This window comes from Arthrobacter sp. P4_F10 (assembly GCF_056401435.1).
This window is the reverse complement of record NZ_JBFUJJ010000001.1, coordinates 141,803-166,436: the sequence shown is the minus strand read 5'-3', so window position 1 is coordinate 166,436 and position 24,634 is coordinate 141,803. Positions and strand designations below refer to the sequence as shown.

The window sequence follows — 24,634 nt, the reverse complement described above, 5'->3', positions numbered from 1 at the left end:
GCCTCAATTGCCGTTCTGCAAATTGTTGGCCGCCACGTAGCGGGCGAGCGTTCCCGAGCCCAGCGCGGCGGAGACCGCGGCGGTCGCGGCAGGGTTCTGCAGGACAATCGACTGGCCGTCGCGGCTGAACCCTGTGCCGGCGGTCGGCAGCGTGAAGAACACGCCACGGCCCGGCGCTGTGCTGCGGAGGCTGAAGGCGAGGTTTTCCAGCGACTTCAGGGTGAAGCTTGCATCCAAGGTCACGTGCGGCAGCACAGTGGCGATGAGTTTGCGGACGGTGGCGCGGTCCGCCAGCCTGCCTTCGGATGCCATCTTGGCCATCACGGCTTTCAAGAAAGTCTGCTGGTTCCGGACCCGCTGGTAGTCGCCGTCGGCGAAGGCATGGCGCTCGCGGACGAAGGCCAGGGCCTGCAGCCCGTTGAGTCGGTTCACGCCCGCCGGAAAATACACCTTGTCATCTGCAGTGCTGGTGAATGCCCGCTTGACGTTGACGTCAACCCCGCCGAGCGCGTCTGTCATGGCCGCGAACCCCTGAAAATCCAGCATTACCGTGTGGTCGATGTGCTGGCCCAGCAGCGCTTCCACGGTCTTCGTCATCAGCGGCAGCCCGCCCAGTTCAAGTCCGGCGTTCACTTTCGCGAATCCGTAGCCGGGGATGTTCACCCACAGGTCACGCATGATCGAGATGCCGTAGACGCCCTGCCGGTCCGCCGGGAGGTGGATCAGCACGAGGGCGTCCCCGCGCTGGTCGGAGGCGGTGCCGCCGGCCGCCGCCGCCCGCTCATTGACCCGGCTGTCGCTCCCGATCAGCAAGATGTTGAGGGCGACGGCGGGCGGTTCCGGCGTGGGCGTGGGGCTGGGCGGCGGCGTGGGAACGGGGCTGGGAGTGGGTGCGGGGCCGGGTGCCGTCGCGGGCGCGGCTGCCGGTGCGGCGGTTCCCGCCGGCGCCGGGTCCGCGGATCGCGGCCGGGAGAAAACGTACGCCGAAGCCGCAACGGCCACGGCGAGCGCGACCAGCGCCCCCAGGAGCAGGATGATCCGACGACGACGGCCTGCCGCGGGGGACGGGGGAGGGGACGCCGCGGAAGCCGCGGCTGCTGGCTCCGGAGCATTCCCCATGAACGGACGCTACCACTGCGGCCCGCCGCGGACTATGGGTCCAAGGGCCTCCCCTGGCGCCTCACCCGGCGGGGCTCAGTTCCCGTTCTCGAACTCGTTCGCCGCAACGTACTCGCCCAGGGTGCCCGAGCCCATGGCCCCGGAGATGTCGTTGATGGCGTTCGGGTCGGCCAGCACGATCGACTGGCCATCCGTTGACGTTCCCACGCCGCCGGTTGGCAGCGTGAACATCACGGTATTCTGCGCCCGGATGTCCTTGAGTTCGAGCCCCAGCCCGGCTACGGCTCCAGAATCAAAGGACTTGTCCACCGTGACGAACGGCGAGACGGCGCCCACCATGTTGTTGATCGTGATCGGGTTGCTCAGCGTCTGGCCGGCGGTCGACTTCTTGATAATGGCCCGCAGGAACTCCTGCTGGTTGCGGACCCGCTGGTAGTCGCCGTCGGCGTAGGCGTGGCGTTCGCGCACGAAGGCCAGGGCTTCGGTTCCATTGAAGGTGTGCTGGCCGGGGGCGAAGGACTGGCCCTTCAGATCGTTCGAGGTGAACGGCAGGTTGAGGTTCACGCTCACCCCGCCCAGCGCGTCCGTGAGGCCCTTGAAGCCCTCGAAGTCGATCATCGCCACGTGATCGACGCGCTGCTGGAAGATCGACTCGACGGTCTGCACCATCAGGGGCGTACCGCCAAGGGCCAGGGCCGAGTTGATCTTCGCTTCGCCGTGCCCGGGGATGTCCACCCAGAGGTCGCGCATGATGGACATGGTGTAGATGTTCTTGCGGTCCGCCGGGATATGCATGAGCATCAGCGTGTCCGCGCGCTGGTCCGTGGGCGTGGCGCCCGCGTTATCAGACTCGGCGGCGCCGCGGCTGTCGCTGCCCATCACCAGGATGTTCATCGAGGTGTCCGTCTTCTTCGGGCGCGTGGACTCGTCCGGGAAGGCCTGCTCAATCTTGCTGCTGCCGGAGTCGAAGGTCCGTGCGAGGTTAAAGAGGTAGCCGCCAGCCACCACCGCGACGAGCGCCAGCACCACGCCGACGGCGATCAGCACCTTCCGGCCTCGGCGTTTCTTCACGGGGCGCCGCCGCTCGCGGAAATCCGCCCCGCGTACGTCGTCTGGGCTGTCGAAGGGGTGTGTCATGTGTTCCTCTAAGTCGGCCGGGCCCGGTGCCCGGATTCTGGCTGCCAGTACTCTGGCGGGCCACGCCGGAGTACTGAGGGGCGCGAAACGCAGAGTGGACTGGCTGGCCGGCGCTGGCTCGTCCTGCATCCGGTGATGCAGTTCCTCGCCGCGGCGGTAAGGGGGCCACGATGTCGCTCTCCGGTGCGTTCTGGGCTAGTGCCAAGTGCCGGATGGTCTCCGTGGGGCCTCCTCTACAGTACACCGTGCCCGCAGATCAACACTTTTTCGCCAACAACCCGGCACATAACGCGCGGTTTCCCCGATATGAAGCGCACTGTTGCCTACATCACACTCCCTGCCTAGGCTGGGTTGCGGTCGCAGCGTCGCGGCCAAACCGGTCGCAGCGTCGCGGCCAAGCGGTACATGCACGAACAGGGGAATCGTTTTGAACCACAAACTCCGGGTCCTTGTCAGGCTCGACCTCGATTGCGGTCAGGCAGAAGTAGCAGCGCAGGGACATGTGACGGCGAGGAGCCTCCAGGCCCTGTACGTGGTGGTCAAGCGGGCAAACCACCTGAGGGAAGGACTCCACTTGGTGGTGGATGTCAGCCACGCCGTGGTGGAACCGGCGGCCCTCGAACAGCTCCGGGAGTGCTCAGCCTCCCACCACCTGCCGGCCACCATTGACCCGCTGCAGTCAGAATGCCAGCTCAGCATCGTAGCGCCGGCGGAAAGGGCCGCGGTTCCCCGGGTCCGAAGGCTGGCGGCGGCCTAGTATCCAGCTGCGCCGGGTCCGCCTATGGAACAGGTTCTTCTACACGCTCCTGCTACCCCGCGGCTGAATAATGGCTGGAGGGCACTACTCGGCGGACGGCCGCTGTCGTTGCCGTTTCGTCGCCGCCCGCTGCTCCTTTGCGGCGAGGCGCCGACGGTTCGAGCCCCGGGTCGGTTTGGTTGCCCGGCGGCGAGCAGCTTCAGGTGCAAGACCCTCTGCGACGAGGTCGGAGAGCTTGGCCAGCGCGATCTCGCGGTTGCGCAGCTGAGAGCGCCGCTCGGAGGCGGTCACGGTGATCACCCCGGCGATGAGACGTTGTCCGAGGCGGCTGAGGAGCATCAGCCGTTGGCCGTCCGAGAGCGCCGCCGAGCCGGCGACGTTCCACGAGAGTTCGACGCGGCTGTCCGAGGTGTTGACATGTTGGCCGCCTGGCCCGGACGAACGCGAGAACCGCCAGCCGAGTTCCGACGCGGGAATCGTGAGCGCGGGCGACACCTCCAGATCCATGCAACTAGCGTTGCACGAAATGGGCGCCGGCGCGGAGACGGCCGCGGTTCCCCGGGCTCGAATGCTGGCGGCCTAGCTGCAGGTACTGGCCTGGCTCAGCTGTGGTGGCGTGCGAACCGCAGAATGGCGAGGATGGCCGGGGCGAGCTCGTCCTCCATCTGGTCGTAGAACTCCTGCCCGCGCCGGTAGGGATCCACGACGTCGTTGTCGGAGGCGTCCGGGGCAAGCGCCAGGTGACGCACTGACGCCGCCCGGCCCGGGAGCTCCCGCCAAAAGGCAGGGATGTCGCCGGCAGAAGAGGGCGCGGGAGCGTCCGCGTCGCGCTGCTCAAGGACCTTCAGCATCCGGGCAAACTCGCGGATAGTAAAGGTCCGCTTCAGCAATGAGGCATCCATCTGCATCACCTCGCCGCGGTGTTTGGCGGTCATCGCCAGCACCAGATCGGACTCCCTGAGGATCTTTTGCGTCAGCTGGCGGGCCGCGAAGCCGTCCGGTGTTCCGCCAAACGTCCTGATGACGTCCGCAGAGCTTGGCTGGATCGGATCGCCCACCATGGCCCGCGTGCCTGCGCTTCGCACCACAAAGGCGCCAGGTTGCACCTGGTCCAGGCCCGCCTGAAGCAGGCGCTCGGCCACCGGTGAGCGGCAGATGTTGCCGGTGCAGACCGTGAGGATCCGAACGGGGCGAGGAGTATCCAAGGTTTGTCCAACTTCCGTTAGCGAGACTCTTACCGGCGGCATGGTTTCCGAGTCTAGCCGCGACGGGCCATTCAGATCTCCGGGAAGAGATAGCGGCGAATTCTGTCGTTCTTGAAAATAAAGCATCTTGATATTGAAGATTCATGCTTTTCTGCGTACAGTCGACCAAGGATGCCGAAACTTTCGGCAGGAGCTGGCCCGACTGGGTTCTCCGCCGCACTAGAACTTGGGGTAGTAGATGTCGGAGATCAAGAGCCTGGCCGCACCGAAGGCGAGTTTCGACCGCCGTTCCGTTGTGAAGGGCGCCGCATGGAGCGTGCCTGTCATCGCGGCAGCAATTGCCGCCCCGGCCGCTGCGGCGTCGGTGAACGTGACTGTGGCCTTTGCCGTGGCAACCCGCCGTGTCAACCTAAATCCACGCAATGTCGTGGCGCCCGAGTCCTTCACCGTCGAAAATTCTAGGGCCACCATCGTGGGCCCGCAGTTGTTCTCGATCAGTGTCACGCCTACGCCTGGTACCGGTTTTTTGGCGAATAAGATGGCCAGAATCGGTGTCAGTACGGTTGCAGGTGTGGCGGTTGTAGGCGGAAAGTTCGATAACAAGAACGCCTTCACTGGTACGGTCTCAGTTCCTGGCAGTGTGGCAACCAGCCGGGTCTTCGACCTGGCCTATACCTACGCGCGGAGTAATAACGAGACGCACTTCGGCAGCTACGCCGTTGTGGTAAGCCTTACGTCAGTGACACCCGCAGTGTCAGGTTCCTCGACGCTCACTGACTCCTAAGTGGATTAGCGGCAACTCCATCTGACGTAGCCCGAGTCGCGGTTCGCGGGGCACACCGTTAGTGATCTAATGGCCAGAAGTGAAATGCCAGGATCGAGTAGTACGAGTGTCACATCGAAAAGGTTTTGCAGCGAGGGCGACTCCTGGTATGGAGCATCAAGCTACGAAAACATTGTCGGATTGGTGAAGCTAATTGAAGGCCTTAGGCGATCTGAACCTTGACGTGCTGGGCACAAGATTCATTGTTAAATGGGGTGCTGCCGTCACGGTTTCTCATAGACAAACAATGGCTAAGGCCTGGAGTCGCTGCCTAGGGAAGACGGGCGCGACCACATCGGTGACGGATCCGTGTGCTTCAATGCTGGCCTTCACGGCAACCCTGTTCTTCGATTCGAAGCTCCCGGGCGACGGCGTTAGGCACCTTGGCTCGGACACGTTTGAGGGCTTGGCCGAAGCAGTGACGTCGGAAGTCACCATCGCAGCCATCCTGGAACGGGCCGGCGAGCTGACCATGCTCCACGCGTGCGGGGTTGCGGATTCCGGTGGCGCTGTTATCGCCCTGGTGGCGAAATCGGGCACGGGCAAGACAACGGCTTCATCGGAGCTCGCCCGGACCTTTGGGTATATAACCGACGAAACCGTCGCCATCCGGGTGGATGGGACTGTTGTTCCTTACCCGAAGCCGCTATCGGTCAAGCAGGGAAGGCCCGATGACGCCAAACTGCAGGTTGGCCCGGATGAGTTGGGCCTGCAAGGTGCACCGGACAACCCCCGCATCGCGGCCATCGCTTTGCTCGACAGGATTGCCGGTGGGGACTATCAGCTCCCCGCCATCGAGCCGGTCCCTCTGGTGGATGCAGTGCTTGCACTCATTCCGGACACTTCCTCCCAAGCTGCTGTTTTCCAGCCGCTTCAATCACTCTGTCGGCTGATTGACAGCGTGGGCGGCGTGTTCCGCGTCAGCTATTCGGAAGCGGCTGATCTGACGGACAGCTTGGCGCCGCTCTTCCTCACGCCGCTTGTCGAGCCGGAGGAAGTCACCGTGGCATGGATTCCAGCCTTGATGGAGCCGGAAGCGGAGCCAGCAGCTCACCAGGCAGGCGACAAGACGGCAGAACCAATTCCCGCGGGTTGGCTGCAGGCGGCCGCCGCCGTTGACGCGGTCGAGATCGGCGAGGACTTGCTCGTCCTGACGGAAGCCGAACTCACCCGCCTCAGCGGCATCGGACCGATCATCTGGAAGTCCGCCCGGCGTCCCATCTCGATGCAGACTTTGGTGAGTCGGATCGAAGCCCTGCACGGGCTACCCGAGGGCTATGAAGCGCTACTGGATGAGGCTGTTGACGGACTCGTCGACCGGGGATTAATCCTGCGCGGTTAACGCAGTTAAATGCGCGGTTAACGCAGTTAAATATGCACACCAACGCGGTCACCGTACCGTAAAGTAACTTTTCGTGTGGGTCGTTGGGGCCAGGCACGGGGGAGAGGACCAACGCGTGACTGGTTTTGATACGGCCGAGAACAACGGGACACCGGCGGGGCTTGCGCTGGAGGACTACCTGCGCATCGCCCGGGCCCGGTGGAAGGGCGTCTTGGCTTTCACTCTGGCCTTCACCGTGCTCGCTTTTTGCTGGACCCTCCTGCAGCCGAAGATCTACTCGGCACAGTCCAGCGGGATTGTCGTGGCAGGCGGCTCGGACAATCTCAGCCTTTCGCTCATGAGCGAGAACCTGGCCCAGACTAAGGCAGCCAAGTACGAGTCTGTGGCCAAGTCCCGGCTTGTGGCCGAGCGCGTCGTCACGTCTCTTGGCCTCAACACCTCGCCGGACGCCTTGCTGGGGTCCGTCTCGGTTACTGTGCCGAAGGAAAGCGCCCAGCTCGCCGTCACTGCCACGTCCACGGACCCCGCGATGGCCCAACGGGTTGCGGATGCCTGGGTTAAGGGCCTTGCCGAGCAAGTCAAGGAGATGGAAAGCATCCCCGCCGTCGAAGGCTCGGACGTCGTCCCCGTTCCCGTCATCCGCGTGGTTCCACTGGGCGAAGCCGTCCTGCCGACCGCCCCGACATCCCCCAACGTGAAGCTGGCTCTGGGAATCGGAGCTCTGGCCGGGCTGGCCCTCGGAGTCCTCTACGCGCTCATTCGCCACCGTCTGGACCGCAGGCTCCGGAGCGCCACGGCCATCGAACGTCGGTTCGGCGTGCCAGTGCTGGGCACGCTCCCGGTGGATCACCGCCTGGACGGGAAAAGTACCGTGCTGGACGACGGGTTCAGCCCCGTCGCATCGGGCGAAGGTTCGCATGCCATCACCGAGGCCCTGAGAGAACTTCGGACGAATCTCCAGTACGTCGATGTCGACAATCCCCCGCGGATTATTGTCGTGACGAGTTCTGTGCCGGCCGAGGGGAAATCGACGGTGACGGCCAACTTGGCGGTCACCATGGCGGCCGCCGGCGAGAACGTTGTGGTGGTCGACGGCGACTTGCGCCGGCCCACCTTGGTCGATGTCTTCAATCTCATCCCCGGAGTCGGTGTAACCGACGTCCTGAGCGGCCACGCCGAGCTGGAAGACGTACTGCAGGAATGGAGCGCGATGCCAAACCTGCGGGTGCTCGGTTCAGGCCGAATCCCGCCGAACCCGAGCGAGCTGCTGGGATCGCTGGCCATGAAGACGTTGCTCAAGACCCTCGCCCAGGACGCCATTGTGCTGGTTGACGCACCACCGTTGCTCCCCGTGACGGACGCCGCCGTCCTCACTCGCATTGCAGACGGAGCAATCGTCGTCGTCAGGTCCGGAAAGACCACCGATGAAGAGCTTGGCAAATCCCTCGGCAACCTCGGGCGCGTGAACGGCACCGTCTTCGGCACCATTCTCAACCGCGTGCCCACCACAGGCGCGGGCTCTTACAGGTACTACACCGCGTATCAGTCCGTTGAGCCGGTGGCGGCGCGGTAGACGCGAGCTAGCACTGAAGATATCCCCTTGGAGCAACCCGCTCCGAGGGGATTTTCACTTTCCCGCTGAGTCAGCTCACTCCGCCGGCGCGGTCCAGAGGCCAGAATCTCGCCGCCACCTGACCGACGACCGCCGAGGACTTGATCGTCCTCATGCAGTCGCCAGCCACAGCGGTCAGGCTCCGGCAGGCGATGGCGGAATCAACCGAGACTGAACGGTGGTCACCCAGCACCACGAGCTCGCCCTCGGGGACTGTGAACACGGGAACACACCTGAGCGAACGGGGAGTGGTCTGGCAGTCGATCCTGCCTGCCTCAAAGGGCAGATCTTCGAAAATGTAGGGCTCGTCGAGGGGCTGGCCGTCGATGCGCAGTTTGCCATCCTGTCCGCAGCAGCTGATGGTTTGGCCGCCGGTCGCAATCACCCGCTTTACCAGGAATTGCTCGTTGGAGGGCCCGATCCCTGTCACGTCTCCGAATGAACGGGCCAGCCCGGCGATCCCGGCGCCGCGTGCCACCGCCGATTCGGCCTGCCAGCTGTCCGGCCGGGTGAACACCACGATGTCGCCGGGGAGCGGTTCTGAGCCGGCGTAGGCAAGCCGGTTGACCAGGATTCTGTCGCCGTCGCCCGCGGAGCCCTGCAGCGTCGGCTCCATTGACCCGGACGGTATCCGGTAGGCCTTCACCAGGAACCCCTGAACCAGGGCGACTGCCACCAGGGCAATCAGCATGTTCAGGGCCACAGAGGCCCAGAGGGGGAGCTTTTTGCCGGCAGCGATCTTCACGAGTTCAAGCTATCACCGGCGATCCGGGCTCATGACGCCGGCGCTTGAGCGCGGTCCGGGCATTCTTTAGGAACCCCCGTCCTTGACGCATCTCGAGCCTTCCGCATATCCTGAACGAACGGTCGGTAATTATTTATCGGAAATTCACGAGGAGCAACCATGGCATCGCAGACCCTGCAGTCAGTGCCCGCCGAGCCATCGTCGGTACGGCATGAACAGAGCCCCGAGGACGCGGCCCGGCTCGACGCCGAGGGCCAGGCCTACTTCGACAAGGTCATGGCCGAAGATTCCCGGATCGAGCCGCGGGACTGGATGCCGCCGGCCTACCGGAAAACGCTCCTGCGCCAGATCTCCCAGCATGCCCACTCGGAGATCATCGGCATGCAGCCGGAGGCCAACTGGATCTCCCGCGCCCCGAGCCTGAAGCGCAAGGCCATCCTCATGGCCAAGGTCCAGGACGAGGCCGGCCACGGACTCTACCTCTACTCCGCCGCCGAAACCCTCGGCCAGCCGCGTGATCAGATGATGCAGGACCTGATGGACGGCAAGGCCAAGTACTCCTCCATCTTCAATTACCCGGCCCGCACGTGGGCCGACATGGGTGCCATCGGCTGGATGGTCGACGGCGCCGCGATCGCCAACCAGGTGCCGCTCTGCCGCGCATCCTTCGGCCCCTATGGCCGGGCCATGGTGCGGGTCTGCAAGGAAGAGTCCTTCCACCAGCGCCAGGGCTTCGAGATCCTGCTGGAACTCTCCCACGGCACCCCCGAACAGAAGCAGATGGCGCAAGAAGCGGTGAACCGCTGGTACGCCCCGGCCCTGATGATGTTTGGCCCGCCGGATGACGACTCGCCCAACTCCAAGCAGTCCATGGCCTGGAACATCAAGCGATTCAGCAATGACGAACTCCGCAACCGGTTTGTCGGCATGATGATGGAGCAGGTCAAGGTCCTCGGGCTGACGCTGCCGGACAAGGACATCCGGTTCAACGAGGAAACCAAGAAGTGGGAGCACGGGCCGCTGGACTGGGCCGAATTCCACGAAGTCCTGGCCGGCCGCGGCCCCTGCAACGCCCAGCGCCTGGAACGGCGCCGCGAGGCACACCAGAACGGCGCGTGGGTGCGCGAAGCCGCGGCGGCTTATGCCGACAAACAGCGCCGTAAGCAAGCAGAAAAGGTATCAGCAGCATGACAACCGAACCCCAAGCAGGAAACGTCTGGCCCATCTGGGAAGTATTCGTCCGCTCCAGCCGCGGCCTGTCCCACGTCCACGCAGGATCCCTGCACGCACCCGACGCGGCCATGGCCCTGCGCAACGCCCGTGACCTCTACACCCGCCGCAACGAAGGGGTGTCCATCTGGGTGGTCCCGGCCGAGGCCATCGCCTCGAGCGATCCGGACGCCAAGGGCTCGTTCTTCGAGTCGCCCCAGGGCAAGGATTACCGGCACGCAACGTACTACACCAAGAGCGAGGGCGTGAAGCACCTGTGAGCACCACACCTGAAACGGCGGCAGAAACCGGTGGCCACGGCGACATCTCCGTCGGCGTCCAGGGCGCCAGCGGCAGCGGCGAGGCCACGGCCAGCGCCACCCGCATCACTCCCGGCAACGCCCTCCGCCCGGAGGACATCGCCCTGGCCGTGAGCCGCGGCACCGCCAAGCCGAGCGAGGACGTTGCCGAGTTCGCCCTGCGCCTGGGCGATGACGCTCTGGTCCTCGCCCAGCGCCTGGGCCACTGGATTTCCCGCGCCCCGGAGCTCGAAGAAGACATCGCCCTCGGCAACATCGCCCTGGACCAGTTAGGCCACGCCCGCTCCTTCCTCAGCTACGCCGGCGGCGCTCTCGGAGAGGACGGAACAGCCCGCAGCGAGGACGACCTCGCCTATTTCCGCAGCGAGCCCGAGTTCCGTTCCGTCGAGATCTTCGAACTACCGAATGGCGACTTTGCCGTCACCATCGCCCGCCAGTTCGTCGTCAGCTACTACCAGTTCGAGCTGTACAGCCGGCTGACGCAGTCCACCGACGCAACCCTCGCCGGCATCGCCGCCAAGGCCGTCAAGGAAGTGGACTACCACCGCGACCACAGCGCCCAGTGGGTGCTGCGCCTGGCCCAGGGCACGGACGAGTCCCGCGAAAAGATGATCCACGGCTTCAAGGTCATCTGGCCCTACGTGGACGAGCTGTTCCGCGACGACGAGCTCACCGCCCGCCTCAGCGCGGGCGGCGCCGCCGTCGAACCCTCCAGCCTCCGCGCCAACTTCGACCGCCTCACCGGCGAGGTCCTGGCCGAAGCGGAGCTCGAGGTCCCCAACGTGCAGCCCACACCCGGCGGCGGCCGCAAGGGTCTGCACTCCGAACACCTCGGCTACCTCCTCGCCGAAATGCAGGTGCTCGCCCGCGAGTACCCCGGGGCCAGCTGGTAACCACCATGGATATGTACGTCAGCCACCCCACGGCCGCAGACGGCCGCCCGGCGGAGCAGAAGACCCCCGAGCAAAAGGCCTGGGACCTCGCTGCCACCGTCTGCGACCCGGAAATCCCGGTCCTCACCATCGAGGACCTCGGGATCCTGCGCAACGTCCAGCTCTACGACGACGGCGGCATGGTCCCGGCCGTGCAGGTCACCATCACGCCGACGTACTCCGGCTGCCCGGCCATGGACGCCATCCGCGACGACCTTAAGGCGGCCTTCAACCGCGAAGGCTACCCCAGCGTCAACGTGGAACTTGTCCTTTCCCCGGCCTGGACCACCGATTGGATGAGCGAGGACGGCAAGGCGAAGCTGGAGCAGTACGGGATCGCCCCGCCGTCGGGCCACTCGGCGGCCGTCCGGCACGCCGGCCCGGTCCGGCTCGCGCTCGCCGTTAAGTGTCCCCAGTGCTCATCGCTCAACACCAAAGAACTCACCCGCTTCGGTTCCACCTCCTGCAAGGCGCTCTACGTGTGCCAGGACTGCAAGGAACCGTTCGACTACTTCAAAGTCTTGTAAGGAACAGGTGCCTCCATGAAGGTTGTCCGCCAGAGCGCCGCGGAGTCGGCCACAGCCACCGGCCGCCGTCGTGCGTCCTTCCACACCCTGACGGTGGACGAGGTCCGCCGGCTCACCGACGACGCCATCGAAGTGACGTTCGGGGTCCCGGCTGAGCTCGCCGGTGCGTTCGACTACCTGCCGGGCCAGTACGTCGCGCTGCGCACCACCCTGCCCGACGCCGACGGCCAGCCGCACGAGATCCGCCGCAGCTACTCGATCTGCGCCGAGCCGCGCAGTTTCGCGGACGGCAGCAGCGAAATCCGGGTGGCCATCAAGAAAGACCTCGGGGGCCTGTTCTCCACGTGGGCCAACGCCGAACTCAAGGCTGGCGACGTCCTGGACGTCATGAGCCCCATGGGTGCCTTTATCTCCAAGCACGGCCGCGACGGCAAGTCCGTGGAGCAGAACGTCATGAACTCCATGAACCACCCGGAGGAGCTGGCGGGGGAGCCCGGCTCGTTCGTCGCGATCGCCGCAGGCTCCGGCATCACTCCCGTGATCGCCATTGCCCGCACCTTGCTGGCGGCCCATCCGGAGACCCGCTTCGACCTCATCTACGCCAACAAGGCCGCCATGGACGTGATGTTCCTCGAAGAACTCGCGGACCTGAAGGACAAATACCCGTCCCGGCTGGCGCTGCACCACGTGCTCTCGCGTGAACAGCGGATCGCGCCGCTGCTCAGCGGCAGGATCGACGCCGAGAAGCTGCAGGCGCTGCTGGGCACCGCCATCCATGCGGACGACGTCGACGAATGGTTCCTCTGCGGCCCGTTCGAACTCGTCCAGCTGTGCCGGGACACTCTCGCCGCGCGCGGCGTCACCCCGGAGCACGTCCGCTTCGAACTGTTCACCTCCGGCAAGCCGGACCGCCCCGAGGGCAACATTGGCCGGCCGGTGATCGCGGACGAATCCAAGGAGACCTACAAGATCACGTTCAAGCTGGACGGCCTGCAGGGCGAAGTGGCGAGCCCCACCCACGCCCGCGAATCCATCCTCAACGCCGCCCTCCGGGTCCGCCCCGACGTGCCGTTCGCCTGCGCCGGCGGCGTCTGCGGCACCTGCCGGGCCAAGGTGGTCAGCGGCAATGTCACCATGGACGAGAACTACGCCCTGGAGCAGGACGAGCTCGACAAGGGCTACGTCCTGACCTGCCAGTCCCACCCCACCACCCCGGAAGTCACGGTCGACTTCGACGTCTAGGGTTTCTTCGACTACTAGGCCTTTACGAATCCAAGGAGCCCCATGATTTCCCTGTCCATCGCTCGCGGCGTCGCCGAGGTCGTACTCGATGCCCCGCACAAACTGAACTCCCTCGACGAGCAGGCACTCGCGGATTTGTCCCAGGCGTACGATCGCGCCGCCGACGCCGCCGCCCGCGGCGAGGTCCGGGCACTGCTGCTCCGCGGCGAGGGCCGCGCTTTCTGCGCCGGCCGTGACATTGCCGGCGTCACCCCGGAGAGCGACGACGCGCAGGCCTACCTGGGCGGGCTCGTCCAGCCGTTGCTCAAGAAAATGAGCGCCTTCCCCGCCCCCACGTTCGCCGCGGCCCAGGGCGCCTGCCTCGGCGTGGGGCTGGGCCTGCTGCTGGCCACGGACGTGGTCTACGTGGCGGAGAATGCCAAGTTCGGCTCACCGTTCGCGAAGCTCGGCGCCACCCTCGACTCCGGCGGGCACTGGTATTTCACCGAGCGCCTTGGCATGCACCGGACCCTGGACCTGATCTACACCGCCGAGCTCATGAGCGGCGCCGACGCCGTGGCGCAGGGCCTGTTCAGCCGGGCCATGCCCGCAACGGAACTGCTGGAGACTACCCGGGCCATCGTGGCCGGCGTCGCCACCGGCGCCACGGGCGCGTTTAGGGCCAGCAAGGAGCTCGTGGCGCACATCCGGGACCAGCGGCTGGGGCTGTGGGAGGCCATGGAAGAGGAAAACGCAGAGCAGGCACGGCTGTGCAAGAGCGAGGACTACGCCGAGGGCTTCCGCGCCTTCCAGGAGAAGCGCAGCCCGGTTTTCAAGGGCTGACAGGCGGCCCGGCGGGTCCGATTGCCACTTTGCTCCATTGATTTGTAAGGTGCAGCTATGACTTTGGGGAAATCAATAAGAAAAGCCGTCTTTCCTGCTGCCGGATTGGGCACACGCTTCCTGCCAGCCACCAAGGCAATGCCGAAGGAAATGCTGCCAGTGGTTGACCAGCCGGCCATCCAGTATGTGGTGGAAGAGGCCGTCAAAGCGGGCCTGACCGACTTGTTGATGATCACCGGCCGGCAGAAGCGGGCACTGGAAGACCACTTTGACCGGGCCCCGGCCCTGGAACGGACCCTGGAGCTCAAGGGCGATCTGGACCGCTTGGAGGCCATACAGCACGCCTCCAACCTGGGGCCCCTGCACTACGTCCGCCAGGGCGATCCGAAGGGCCTGGGCCACGCCGTCCTGTGTGCCCGCCAGCACGTGGGAAACGAGCCCTTTGCAGTCCTTCTGGGCGATGACCTGATCGACGAGCGCGACGAGCTGCTCAGCACCATGATCGACGTCCAGGCCAGGACCGGCGGTTCGGTGATCGCCCTGATCGAAGTGGATCCCTCCGAGATCAGCGCCTACGGCTGTGCCGATATCTCCGCCGTGGAAGGCGAAGACTACTTCCGCGTGAACCGGCTCGTGGAAAAGCCTGCCGTGGAGGACGCTCCGTCCAACCTTGCCGTGATCGGGAGGTACGTGCTTCACCCCGAGGTCTTCGACGTTCTGGAGGAAACGGAGCCGGGCCGCGGCGGGGAGATCCAGCTGACGGATGCCCTCCAGACCCTGGCCGTTTCCGACTGCGAGGGCGGCGGTGTTTACGGCGTGGTGTTCCGCGGCCGCCGGTACGACACCGGGGACAAGCTCAGCTATTTGAAGGCGGTAATTTCCATCGCCTCAGAGCGTGTGGAATTCGGTGAAGAGCTGAAGATCTGGTTGAAGGAATTCGTTAACTAGGCGGCACGCCTAAACGCGAGACTTCGGCAGGCCCGGCGCTGACAGGCGCTGGGCCTGTTGGTTTCTTAAGGCTTTGACCGCGGCAGCTGCCATCAAGGTGCCTGCCGCGCATCCGGCAGTGTTGGTAATAACGTCCAGCGGGCTTGCGAAGCGGCTGCTGAGGAACAACAACTGGCCGAGTTCCATACACGCGGAAACCAGTAGCCCCAGGGCCGCGTTCTGCCACCATTTCCTGCCCGGAAATGCAAAATTGGCCGCGATACCCACAGGGACGAAAAGCACCACGTTTGCAGAGGCCTCCACGAACGCGTAGTTGATCCAGCCAGGAATTCCATACGCATGGAGCAAAAGCAGGGCCCCGGCAATTTCGCCCTGGACGGGCCGGTCCACGGGGCTGGGCCAAAACCCGATAAGTGCCAGCAGGATAAATGCGCCGCCCAGGACTCCTTGCCAGAGCCGGGGGCGCAGCGGCGTCCTCAAGCGCGCCCTAGGAGGTCTTGAGGACGGCCAAAGCGGCTGTTCCCAAGGCGGCTGCCGCCAGGAGCGTTAGGAGGATATAAGGGAGTGCCTGCGGCGTTGGCAACGGCAGGGAAAAGTGCGGCCGCCATCGCCTTGTTCTTGTGCGCCAATGTCTCCCCGTAAAGTCAGGACTCCCCATAGCCTTAGTAAATACCACAATGGGTCCATGACAGACCGTGTGACGTGCTTAACGCAAAATGATGGTGTGGTTCATCGGTTTCCCAATGAACCACACCACCATCTTTAGTGCGTGTTGTCCTGAAGCCTAGGCTGCAAACTCTGCCTTGGCGCGGCGGCGAACCACCACAACAGAGGTCACGCCGGCTGCCAGGGCGCCTGCACCAACCAAGGACCAGACCATGAGGTTGGAGTCAGCGCCGGTGTTGGCCAGTCCGCTTGTCGAGGTCGAGGTCGAGGTCGTGGTGGTCGTGGAGGCGGGCGCCACTGCGGCGCCTTCCACTGTGATGCTCGAGGTAGCGGTGACGCCAGACTCCAAACCTGTCGCGGTGATGGTGTATACGCCCGGCTCGCTGATGCTGAGCGAGAGGGCGAAGGCGCCACTGGTATCTGCCTTAGCGGAGAACTGCTGCGGTGCCAGCGGCAGCGTGATCTTGCCGGTAACGCTCATTCCGCGGCCGTTGACGCTGGCGCCCGTCGATGCAGGCTTGGTCCCGGGCGTGACCCTGATGACGAGGCCTTCGCCGGCTTTAAAGCCCTTGCCGCGGAAGACGAAGTCAGCGCCCGGGCCAACCACGCCGTCAGAAACGGCGGCGTTTGCGGGAGGTGCCGGGTACTTATCCGCTGCGACTGCCGGAAATGCGCCGATGAGGGCGATGGAGCCCGCGAGCGCGATTGTTGCAAGTGTTTTTTTCATGTGTCCCCCTGAGACCGTAAGTTCGTGTGTCACGCGATGTGGAGACTTCCGGCCCCCCGAGCGGCCGCGGATTGAAATCTCATTTGATAAGCCCATGCAGAGACTAGCATCTAAAACGAGTGTGACCAAAGTGAATCAAGTCGCTTTACTTACTGTTAACTTGGCCTTTACGTCCCCGCACCGCAGGCGGAATTCTCGGTAGCCAGGATGACGTCCTTGACAGGCTGGACGGTGGGCGTGACAACCACAGTCGGTTCCGCATGCTGGACGATTTTGCCGAAGGTCAGGTCTACCGTGCTGCTCTGGCCGGGGGCCAGAGTGACGGTGACGGTTCCCACGGGTCTATCGGCGTGGCGGTGGGCGGCGAAGTCGGTCTTCGTGCCGTCCACGGTGGCTGTTTCCACGTTGGCCTGGACCGGACCGTAGGCAATCACATTGGTCTGGACTGTCCCGGCCGGCACACCGAAGATGCCCCCTCCAGTGACATAGGCAGGGAGTGACGATGCTGCGTTGGCAGGGGCCGTGTTGGTGCTCGTGATGCGGACCTTGACCTGCGCGTACCCGTCACGGGTACATTCTTTTACGAGCTGAACAGTCCGTTTGACGTAGTAGTCCATTTTGGCCCCGGTGCCATCGTTGAAGTAGGCGCCGAACTGTGCCGGAGCGACGCTCTTGCCTGCGATTGATCCGCTGAGCGGATAATTCGCGATGATGGCTTGTTCGTTGGCCGTGCCGGACCAGACAAGGACCCGGCCTTCCGCCGCACCGCGCGTGATGCCCTTGATCAGGCCCTTGGCTTCACCTTTGCCGCTAGCGAGGGCTCCAAAGATTTCCTTGGCAACACCCGCGAAATATGCATCCTGCAGGTCAGGGCGTTCGATCTTCGCGTAGACGTCGGAAACAAGCGTTTGAACAACGTTTTTCTCTGTCAGTTCCGTCGGGAGCCCGCTCTTGGCTGCAGCAGGCAGCCCGGGGTCCGTGATCCGGACAGGGCCGGTGGCATCCAGGACGTAGCTCAGCGCCACGGGGTCCAGGGAGACAACGCCGTCCACGGGCTGCCCCGTCTTCTTCTCCCACATGGCCTCAGCTGTGGCGGCGGCAGTGGGGAAGTCGGGCGTGAGGTTGACGTCGTGCATGTATTCGCCTAGGCGCGCCGAGTAGATTTGCGTCTGCTCAGGGTCAGCAGGGATAACGGGGGCGAAGGCGCCGAGCCCCGAGGCACTACCTTGGTTCCCGAGCGTCAGCTTGGCGTGATCGAACGTCAGGACCGCCAAGGCCCCGGGAATCCCTCCGGAGGCGCGGGCTTCTGCGTTGTTCTGGATCATCAGCAAGTAGCTGCGCTGGCCGTCAGACCCCAGCATCCCGGGTGCGATCGCAGCAGCATTGGCCGCTGCATCCAGTGCGCCAGTCACGGTATCCAGCTGTTCGCGGGCACGTGCAAGGGGTTCAGCCACTTGCGGGAGCAAACCGCTGGAGTCAATGCGCTTAAGTCGCTCCGACGAAGACCGCACGGCGTGGGCGGCCGCCGAAACGCTGGGAGCGGCCTGCTTTAGAGGTTCGAGGTTTGTTCCTACACCGCCCGGCAGCAAGCTGACCCAGTCCAGGGACTCGAAAACGTTCACGAGTGGGTCCACGCCTAGTGTGGCCACATCGTCAGCTGATCGTGCTACTTCTGTAATGGCGCTGAAGTTGGCACCGAGCCAGGGGACTGCGGAGGCCAGGGTCCAGAGCGGGTCTCCTGCGGCGTCGCGGGCTGTCGCCGTGTGGGTGCGGAGCTGATCCGCAATCGCATTTGCCTCTTGCGGCTTGTCGTCAGCAATACTCTCCTTGAGAACCGGGATGAGCTGCGTCGTGGCCTCAAGTTCGTTATTGATGATGGTGGCTCGGGAGCCAAGCCAAGCTGCCGCAGCCAGAGCCAGGACCGCGAAAGAAGCCAGGCAGCACGCAGCAACTACTAGCCGACGGCGACGCACGCGCGGGTCGTCTGCTCCGGTCCTGACCGATTCGGCGCGGCCTCCGTCGCCGGCTTCCGGGGCCTGGTCTGTACGCATTTCGTTTTCCTTGCCTATAAAAGGGCGTTTGCCGATGGTTAGTAAGCCCCTGCGCCGCGAAATACTGCGCGAAAGGTCTTCAGTAAGATCATGAGGTCCCCGGCAAGCGACCAATTTTCAACGTAGTAAAGGTCCAGCCTGATTGAGTCCTGCCAAGATAGGTTGGAACGACCGCTGACCTGCCACAACCCGGTGAGGCCCGGTTTGACGAGGAGACGACGACGTACGTCGTGCTCATATGCTGCTACTTCAGAGGGCAATGGGGGGCGCGGTCCGACCAAGCTCATGGATCCCCTGAAAATGTTGAATAGTTGCGGGAGTTCGTCCAAACTGAATTTCCTGATGATCTTCCCTATGCGAGTTACGCGTGGATCATTCTTCATCTTGAACAGAATCCCGTTCCCGTCACTATGTTGCGCAAGTTCAGCCAGACGTTGCTCAGCGTCGATCACCATGGATCGGAACTTCAGCATCTCGAAATGCTGCCCCTCCATCCCAACCCGGTCTTGCTTGAAGAGTGCGGGACCTCGGCTCTCCATCTTTACCAGTACCGCTACCATCAACATGACAGGTGAGGCAACGATGATCAGAAGCGCTGACACCAGAATGTCAAACAGCCGCTTTGCGACACCCTGACCGCCATCAAGAGTGGGCGTCGTCACATGAATCAGGGGTAGCCCCGCGACTTGTTGGGTATGAATCCGAGGTCCCGCGATGTCAGTCAGCGCTGGGGCCATGATTAGTCCGATATTTCGGGCGGCCAGTTGCCAACCGAGCTGCCGCAGTATCTGAGGGTGTAGTTGGACTCCAGCCGAGACTGCGACTGCATCGGCTCTGCAGGCTTCTATCGCTTCGACAATCGAGCGTGCATCGGGCCTAAAGCCCAATATCGGAAGCCCTGACTCGGGTTCAATGTCTGGTCCCGCGTGGGTTCCCGGCGTATAGCCTGCGACGGGAAGGTAACCAGCGTGCTTGGCGCCTACAAGGGAGGCCGCGAGATGTGCGACCGCGCCAGGACCTCCTAGAAGCAGAAGACGTGACATGCTGTGACCTTGTTGCCGCTTCACGTTCAAATGTTGACGCAGTAGCCAGCGAGCCAGTAGCAGTCCGAGTAACCCGACCGGCAGAGCAACGCCAACGTATCCTCTGGCAGTGTCAACGCGGAGTACGTAAGAGAATATGGCCACAATGCCAAACAGCCACAACGATGCCGCAGTAACTCGCTTGTACTCGTCGGGACCAGCACCCAGCACCCTGCTTTGACGGCTGTTCCATGCCCCGAGCATGATCCACCAAGCAATTGCCAGCACGACGGACAGAAATCCATAAGCGATTTCCTGCCCTGAGCCTACGAAGTCGGGTTCGATTCCGAACCTCACGACGAAAGCTCCGATGACCGCCCAAGATACGACAAATGCGTCTACAACTTGCAGTCGGCGGGGAACCATCACCCGCCAATTCGACACCGTCCCCAATGTGCTCCCCCATGATGTTGTTCGTTCTACGAATAAAGAAATCCCCAGTGGCTAGGATACAGGCGGCACGGCTGTCGATTTTCAAGCCCTGGGCGTCCTTGAAACCGGTTGCTCCCCAACTCATGCGTTCGTGCCGGTATTGAGTCGTCACCGGAGCATGTTGCGGCACCGCGTTGGGGCTGAGCGTCCACTTGCCAACGCAAATGGCTGATATGTAGGTCCGGCTGTCAAGAGCCATAGGTGAGCGGCTCCTGGCTTATGGTTCGGGGGACGCTCATCGTGTGCCGGCCCGGCGGGCCGCAAGCCCTGGGTTGCTGACGTTCGCGGGTTGGTTACCGCTTGACGATGTGTTCGGCGGGGAGCGTATCGGTGTCTAGCGTCGAGCGTCGAGCGTCGGCGGTTGGACCCGCCTGCTCATAGTCCAGCCTCGAGTTGGCTCCGGATGCTTGCCAGCGCATTTCCGACGTGGTCCCGGAGCCGGCCGGTGGAACGGGCACGGCGCGGGACCTGGGCGGTGGATTCAAAGAACGAGAGCCGTGGACACTTGGGTTCCACGCAGTACCAGCGGTACTTGGACCAGAGCACCTCCACGGCGCCGGCGACAGGGATGTCCCGGATCCGCTGGAAGCGCCGTTCCTTCCGCCGCGTCGCCACTACACCGCAGCTCGGGCAGCCCGGTGGCTGGTCTGTTTCAACGATGATCTGGCGCCGGCCATCAGCCAGCACGGTGGCGGAGATGACGCGGTAGCCGGGCAGGTTGAAGATGCTGGTGGCAGCGTCGAACGCCACAACGGTAGGCTCAGTCAAGGCTCGTGGTCCTGTTCCTGGTTGAATGCTAGACACACTCATCCCAGCAGGGCCACGGGCCCCTTTTTTAGCTACGACACGGACTCAATTCCCCACCAACCTTGAAGAGCCCGTAAACGACGACCACCCCACCTCAACAGGGGGTACTTAAGAGATACAAGCCATTTACCCACCAACCGCGGAGAGCCCGTAAATCGCCTGCACGCAGCGCATCTGGAGTCGGTAGCGCGTTGGTCCGAAGCTAGGAATGCCGGCGCATCAAACCCACCGCATGGGCTAACCCAACAACTACAAACCGGTTGATCTCCTAATAAGTGCTACCGGATAGTGGCATGACACTCATGAGGGAATACCGTTCCCAACAAACGGAGAAGAGCCTATTTTTCGCGCGGGTACTCCCGCCCAGATTTCCCAAGCAGGCACTGAGCACAGCACGACTGCGTTGGCGCCGATTATGGAGCCTTCCCCGATGCTGAGCGTTTGCCCTGTTTTGAAGAGTACTTTTGCCCCTGCACTCAGAATCGCCCGGTCTCCAACGACCACGCCGCCGGCTCTATCTCCCTTGGGGGACTCTGGGGTCACCGGACGGTATTGATCTGCCCGGCCGATGGTTACTCCCTGGAAGAGAGTGACGGAATCGCCCAACGAAGTTGTTTCGTGGACTACGAGGCCAACGGCTCCGTGAGGCAGGAATAGGCGACCTTGCAACTTCGCAGTTATTGGAAGTTCTATACCCAGCACCTTGAGCAAAAAATAAGCGGCTCTGCCAATAAGCTTCTTTCTCGAAAGACGTACGAGTCGTTCCTGAAGATTCATCTAGGGCCTCTTCCTAACTGGTCTAATCGGTGTCTTCCCCGCTTGGGTTGTGCAAACCAAACTAGTATGCAGACCGAGACAAGAGATACGGATTGAGCCACTAACGCGATGAGAGAAGATTGCACTGCGGAAATCCCGTGGCCGAGAAAGCTGAACCCAGCGACAACGACAATGACCGCGACAAGCTGAGGTACCGATGCCAGCAGCGGGTGATTCCAGCCGGTCAATATCGCGCAGAACGACAACGTCACGACCGAGAAGCATGTAGCAGCCAAGAGAACGTAGATGGGTGAAATGCTACCGCTAAAGCTTTCCCCGAAAAAAATGGGAATGAGCCAGGATGAGAGGAGCCCAATCGCAGAACTACCCAAGACTGCGACAGCCAAGCCGAAGAGAACCTGGCGCACCATCTTCGTAACGTGGTGGCCGGCGGACGCCTCTGCTATAAGGTTTCTCGCCAACACTGTGCCTACCAGAAGGGGAACCTCCGCAACCGTTACTGCAACGGCGTATAGCCCCAACTGCTCGCTCGTTGTGAGCCCCGGCATGATTGCTTGGTCCAACCGCGCACTTGCGGACGCTGAGACTGTGCCCATGGCGGCATACACGCTAAAGCGAAAGAAATCGCTCCGTCGAGGCACACTAGATTCAACCGAGGCTCTGGGCAGCCTGAGCTTAGCAACCAATACAATTGTTGATATCAACAGCCCAACCACAATCGGGCCCGCCGCAAATAGCAAGACATTGGACAGGCCTAATGCTGCTAACCCCACGATTATTGCCAGGCGTGATCCGGCGAACAACGCTCTCTCAATATCGACGCGCTTAAACAGCTGCAATCCCGTCCAAGCTGATCTCCTGACAGCCAAGAGCGCACCCGGGACGATTGACAGCCAGATCAATACCAGCAGAACTTGAGGGATTCCCTGACTGCGAGCAACGCCGGCACTGTAAACCGCCAAAACAGAGAAAGCTATCAAGGCTGTTATCGCGGCAGCTAAGTATGCCCGCTTTTGTATCCTCCGCACATCCGCCCCGCGTGCGATGAAAAATGCTGTGGCTGTTGGAATGCCCAACGCAGCGATCGAATCGGCCACGGTTAGCGGTTGCATGAGAGCGGCCAGTTGGCCTCGACCCTCTACCCCTAGGCTATGAGCCAAAATTGGCGCCGTAAGCAGCCCTACTCCAGGAGCGAAGCTATAGGCAGCGAAGCTGCGGATGACATCCCACTTGATTCGTTTACGAATAGGTTGTGAGCCTTCGATAGACCTTGTCCCAAGTGCGGTCTGCAACTTCTTCACACCCTTTCTCCGCAACCAAAAGTCGCATAGTTTCATTCTCTAGCAACTCATCAACCGCTTGTCTGAGCGCTCGCGGATCACCGGGATTGACAAAAATTACGCCCCCGGCCGAGCTCATTTCCGGCAATCCGCCGACACGGCTTGAAACAACAGCGGCGGGACTCGCCATTGATTCGAGGAGCGTCAGCCCACCTGGTTCTTCCCAGATGGAAGTAACCACAGCTACACGGGCTCTACTTAAATAATCGAGAACTGCGGAGGGAGGCACGGGCCCACTGAAGTTGATATCCAGACCATGTTCCTCAGCGTAACGATGGAGCCCCAATACGTAGGGGTCCTCTTCCGCTCCGGGCGAAAAGTACTTTCCACCGACCACTGCAACGCGCCATCTGGGGCCGGGGAGCGCCGCGGCTTCGGCCAGGATGTGAACCCCTTTTTCCTTGACCAGTCTACCGACATAGACAACGTCATATTTCGGTACACTATTTGGGAAGGATCGCTCGGTCCTGAGGGCATTATGAATGGTTCTAAACTTGGGAGCCCCACTCTCACTGAATTGGCTACGACGCTCTAAGTCGAGGCGAGTTGAATCCGAAACGCAGATGATCTCATCAAAATTACGAAGAACTCGCCTTATGGACCAAGCAGGAAGTCCATTGAGAAGTCTGTTGTGGACGTAAAGGACAATTCGCGCGTCCCCGAATCGCTTCCGCATTTCCGCACCAGCCCAGGGCAGATTGTGCAGAACGATCAATTTGGGAGTAGGGCCATACTCTTGCGAAAAGTTGAGCGTTGCCTGAAGGCTAGAGCCAGTAACAAAACGATACGACCGTTCGATAAATCGACGGAAACCTCGATGGGTTTTTGGACCTCCCAGGATTGGTAGAGCCTCGGGGAGGTCTACATACCCACGGTTTCCACCAACGATTCGTGAAGTAATTCCAACATCTGTCGCCGCTGAGGCGAGCTCGCGTGCGATGCCCAGGATGGCTGCGCCGTTGCTGGAGACGAGCTCTTGACTGGGATCTAGAACGTGCCACTCAATCACGTGAGGCTCCAGTCATCTCTCGGGGGAAAGTCTTCGGCACATGCAGCCGCTTTTCAACACCAGATATGAATGCTGCTGCAGCCAACGAAGTCGCAGAAATGCCGACAAGGGTCAGGCCTTGATAAAAGTCGAAGGCATCACCGCCCATGACAAATCGAATGAGTGTATAAGTCGCAATCAACCATGCAGCACCGGCTGCACGACGCGTTACGATAAGGCGATATGTAACCCCGCCCAAGCCAAACAATAATATCGCAGCCAACCAACTACCGCCAATCAGAATAAGATAGCCGGGCCCCGACATGAACATCCCAGCTGTTCCAAATCCCAAAAGTTCGCGGCTAATTATGTTGCTGATGAATTCAGGTTTATCAGGGTAGAACTGGCTAGGTATCATCGTCTGCAGTACCTTAAATAAGTCCAGGAGGTTAGCATCGATGATAGTCGGAGGCAATGAATAGACAAGCAGTAAGCCGTCGACGGTGTCGAGCCCGGACGAGGTCAGGGTCCTCAGGGGATCGCCTGCCGCATGGAGGAGAGCTTGACCTAAGGGGATCGGAGTTCCGTATCGGATTGAGCCGCGCCAAGCCGAAATCGCACCGCCTAGAGTGATGAGCAGATAGCCTCCTGCTATCGCGATTGACCACACTTGAATAGGACTATTGCTCCTGGCTATCCGCTGTAACAGAAGAGGAATGCACGCCACCGCAATAAGGAGTAGAGGACTGCGAACTCCTGAATTGACGATGAGAGCTATCCCGAGAATGCTCATTGCCAAGCGCAGCTTTGAATTCCAGTGTCTAAAAAGAAAGCCGAGAGCAATACCCAAGGGCAAGCACCACCAAGCGAGTACAAGAACTCCTTGACCAACTTGAGTGCCGCGTTCTGAAAATTCAATTGCTCGATCACCCCCGATTTTACTTAGGGAAATTGTCAAGCCGATAAGCATTAGAATAACTTGTGCCTGTCGCCATTTAGAGTCAGTATAGCTTTGTGCGCTAGA

25 protein-coding genes are annotated in these 24,634 nt (G+C 62.3%); 11 read left to right on the top strand and 14 right to left on the bottom strand.

Features of this window, described 5'->3' with window-relative positions; translation table 11 throughout:
- Positions 1–3 precede the first annotated feature (3 nt).
- Complete coding sequence (locus AC1DR1_RS00780; protein ID WP_476992038.1) at positions 4–1,119, bottom strand: LCP family protein; 1,116 nt, start codon at positions 1,117–1,119, stop codon at positions 4–6.
- Positions 1,120–1,194: 75 nt separating this feature from the next.
- The gene (locus tag AC1DR1_RS00775; RefSeq protein ID WP_476992037.1) at positions 1,195–2,256 is read right to left on the bottom strand and encodes an LCP family protein; all 1,062 of its coding nucleotides are present in this window, start codon (positions 2,254–2,256) and stop codon (positions 1,195–1,197) included.
- Positions 2,257–2,683: 427 nt separating this feature from the next.
- On the opposite strand from AC1DR1_RS00775, the gene AC1DR1_RS00770 reads away from it, so the two are divergent.
- Positions 2,684–3,013: a hypothetical protein gene (locus AC1DR1_RS00770; protein WP_476966249.1), complete on the top strand. Its 330-nt coding sequence runs from the start codon at positions 2,684–2,686 to the stop codon at positions 3,011–3,013.
- 84 nt (positions 3,014–3,097) lie between these two features.
- Here the strand turns inward: AC1DR1_RS00770 and arfB are convergent, their stop codons facing one another.
- Entirely contained in the window at positions 3,098–3,520 is a 423-nt protein-coding gene (gene arfB, locus AC1DR1_RS00765; RefSeq protein WP_229995215.1) for an alternative ribosome rescue aminoacyl-tRNA hydrolase ArfB, read from the bottom strand.
- Positions 3,521–3,615: 95 nt separating this feature from the next.
- The gene (locus AC1DR1_RS00760; protein ID WP_476992036.1) at positions 3,616–4,218 is read right to left on the bottom strand and encodes an arsenate reductase/protein-tyrosine-phosphatase family protein; all 603 of its coding nucleotides are present in this window, start codon (positions 4,216–4,218) and stop codon (positions 3,616–3,618) included.
- Positions 4,219–4,456: 238 nt separating this feature from the next.
- On the opposite strand from AC1DR1_RS00760, the gene AC1DR1_RS00755 reads away from it, so the two are divergent.
- From AC1DR1_RS00755 to AC1DR1_RS00745, 3 genes are all read left to right on the top strand, one after another.
- Positions 4,457–5,002: a hypothetical protein gene (locus AC1DR1_RS00755; RefSeq protein ID WP_476992035.1), complete on the top strand. Its 546-nt coding sequence runs from the start codon at positions 4,457–4,459 to the stop codon at positions 5,000–5,002.
- Positions 5,003–5,360: 358 nt separating this feature from the next.
- Positions 5,361–6,383 carry a hypothetical protein gene (locus AC1DR1_RS00750; RefSeq protein WP_476992034.1) on the top strand — a complete coding sequence of 341 codons (1,023 nt, stop codon included), beginning with the start codon at positions 5,361–5,363 and terminating at the stop codon, positions 6,381–6,383.
- Positions 6,384–6,498: 115 nt separating this feature from the next.
- Positions 6,499–7,956, top strand: coding sequence for a tyrosine-protein kinase domain-containing protein (locus AC1DR1_RS00745; protein WP_476992033.1), 1,458 nt, complete (start codon positions 6,499–6,501; stop codon positions 7,954–7,956).
- A 70-nt stretch (positions 7,957–8,026) separates the two neighbouring features.
- Here AC1DR1_RS00745 and lepB read toward each other — a convergent pair whose 3' ends face one another.
- The gene (gene lepB, locus AC1DR1_RS00740; protein WP_476992032.1) at positions 8,027–8,740 is read right to left on the bottom strand and encodes a signal peptidase I; all 714 of its coding nucleotides are present in this window, start codon (positions 8,738–8,740) and stop codon (positions 8,027–8,029) included.
- Between the two features lie 159 nt (positions 8,741–8,899).
- Here lepB and paaA point away from each other — a divergent pair, with 159 nt between their 5' ends.
- The 7 genes from paaA to galU are packed head-to-tail and all read left to right on the top strand — an operon-like array spanning position 8,900 to position 14,740.
- Positions 8,900–9,931, top strand: a complete 1,032-nt coding sequence (paaA, locus tag AC1DR1_RS00735) for a 1,2-phenylacetyl-CoA epoxidase subunit PaaA (protein ID WP_476992031.1) — start codon at positions 8,900–8,902, stop codon at positions 9,929–9,931.
- On the top strand, positions 9,928–10,230 hold the full coding sequence (gene paaB, locus AC1DR1_RS00730; RefSeq protein ID WP_229995222.1) for a 1,2-phenylacetyl-CoA epoxidase subunit PaaB: 303 nt from the start codon (positions 9,928–9,930) through the stop codon (positions 10,228–10,230). The genes paaA and paaB overlap by 4 nt, the downstream gene beginning before the upstream one ends.
- Positions 10,227–11,162, top strand: coding sequence for a 1,2-phenylacetyl-CoA epoxidase subunit PaaC (paaC, locus tag AC1DR1_RS00725; protein WP_476992030.1), 936 nt, complete (start codon positions 10,227–10,229; stop codon positions 11,160–11,162). The genes paaB and paaC overlap by 4 nt, the downstream gene beginning before the upstream one ends.
- Before the next feature lie 11 nt (positions 11,163–11,173).
- Positions 11,174–11,728 (top strand): 1,2-phenylacetyl-CoA epoxidase subunit PaaD, encoded by a 555-nt coding sequence (gene paaD, locus AC1DR1_RS00720; RefSeq protein WP_229995233.1) that lies wholly within the window; start codon positions 11,174–11,176, stop codon positions 11,726–11,728.
- 15 nt (positions 11,729–11,743) lie between these two features.
- Positions 11,744–12,970, top strand: a complete 1,227-nt coding sequence (paaE, locus tag AC1DR1_RS00715) for a 1,2-phenylacetyl-CoA epoxidase subunit PaaE (RefSeq protein WP_476992029.1) — start codon at positions 11,744–11,746, stop codon at positions 12,968–12,970.
- A 42-nt stretch (positions 12,971–13,012) separates the two neighbouring features.
- On the top strand, positions 13,013–13,792 hold the full coding sequence (locus AC1DR1_RS00710) for an enoyl-CoA hydratase/isomerase family protein (RefSeq protein ID WP_476992028.1): 780 nt from the start codon (positions 13,013–13,015) through the stop codon (positions 13,790–13,792).
- Positions 13,793–13,849: 57 nt separating this feature from the next.
- Entirely contained in the window at positions 13,850–14,740 is an 891-nt protein-coding gene (gene galU / locus AC1DR1_RS00705) for a UTP--glucose-1-phosphate uridylyltransferase GalU (protein ID WP_476992027.1), read from the top strand.
- A gap of 9 nt (positions 14,741–14,749) precedes the next feature.
- Here the strand turns inward: galU and AC1DR1_RS00700 are convergent, their stop codons facing one another.
- The 9 genes from AC1DR1_RS00700 to AC1DR1_RS00660 form a co-directional block, all read right to left on the bottom strand.
- Positions 14,750–15,220, bottom strand: coding sequence for a VanZ family protein (locus tag AC1DR1_RS00700; protein ID WP_476992026.1), 471 nt, complete (start codon positions 15,218–15,220; stop codon positions 14,750–14,752).
- Between the two features lie 304 nt (positions 15,221–15,524).
- Entirely contained in the window at positions 15,525–16,133 is a 609-nt protein-coding gene (locus AC1DR1_RS00695; RefSeq protein WP_476992025.1) for an LPXTG cell wall anchor domain-containing protein, read from the bottom strand.
- Positions 16,134–16,300: 167 nt separating this feature from the next.
- Positions 16,301–18,184, bottom strand: coding sequence for a DUF4012 domain-containing protein (locus AC1DR1_RS00690; protein WP_476992024.1), 1,884 nt, complete (start codon positions 18,182–18,184; stop codon positions 16,301–16,303).
- A gap of 38 nt (positions 18,185–18,222) precedes the next feature.
- A complete protein-coding gene (locus tag AC1DR1_RS00685) occupies positions 18,223–19,632 on the bottom strand; it encodes a sugar transferase (protein ID WP_476992161.1) in 1,410 nt (469 codons plus the stop codon).
- Positions 19,633–20,073: 441 nt separating this feature from the next.
- Positions 20,074–20,466 carry a transposase family protein gene (locus tag AC1DR1_RS00680; protein WP_476992023.1) on the bottom strand — a complete coding sequence of 131 codons (393 nt, stop codon included), beginning with the start codon at positions 20,464–20,466 and terminating at the stop codon, positions 20,074–20,076.
- A gap of 339 nt (positions 20,467–20,805) precedes the next feature.
- Positions 20,806–21,282 carry a serine O-acetyltransferase gene (locus tag AC1DR1_RS00675; protein ID WP_476992022.1) on the bottom strand — a complete coding sequence of 159 codons (477 nt, stop codon included), beginning with the start codon at positions 21,280–21,282 and terminating at the stop codon, positions 20,806–20,808.
- Positions 21,279–22,619 (bottom strand): oligosaccharide flippase family protein, encoded by a 1,341-nt coding sequence (locus tag AC1DR1_RS00670; RefSeq protein WP_476992021.1) that lies wholly within the window; start codon positions 22,617–22,619, stop codon positions 21,279–21,281. The genes AC1DR1_RS00675 and AC1DR1_RS00670 overlap by 4 nt, the downstream gene beginning before the upstream one ends.
- Positions 22,522–23,631 (bottom strand): glycosyltransferase family 4 protein, encoded by a 1,110-nt coding sequence (locus tag AC1DR1_RS00665; protein WP_476992020.1) that lies wholly within the window; start codon positions 23,629–23,631, stop codon positions 22,522–22,524. The genes AC1DR1_RS00670 and AC1DR1_RS00665 overlap by 98 nt, the downstream gene beginning before the upstream one ends.
- Positions 23,624–24,580 carry a hypothetical protein gene (locus AC1DR1_RS00660; protein WP_476992019.1) on the bottom strand — a complete coding sequence of 319 codons (957 nt, stop codon included), beginning with the start codon at positions 24,578–24,580 and terminating at the stop codon, positions 23,624–23,626. The genes AC1DR1_RS00665 and AC1DR1_RS00660 overlap by 8 nt, the downstream gene beginning before the upstream one ends.
- Positions 24,581–24,634: the final 54 nt, after the last annotated feature.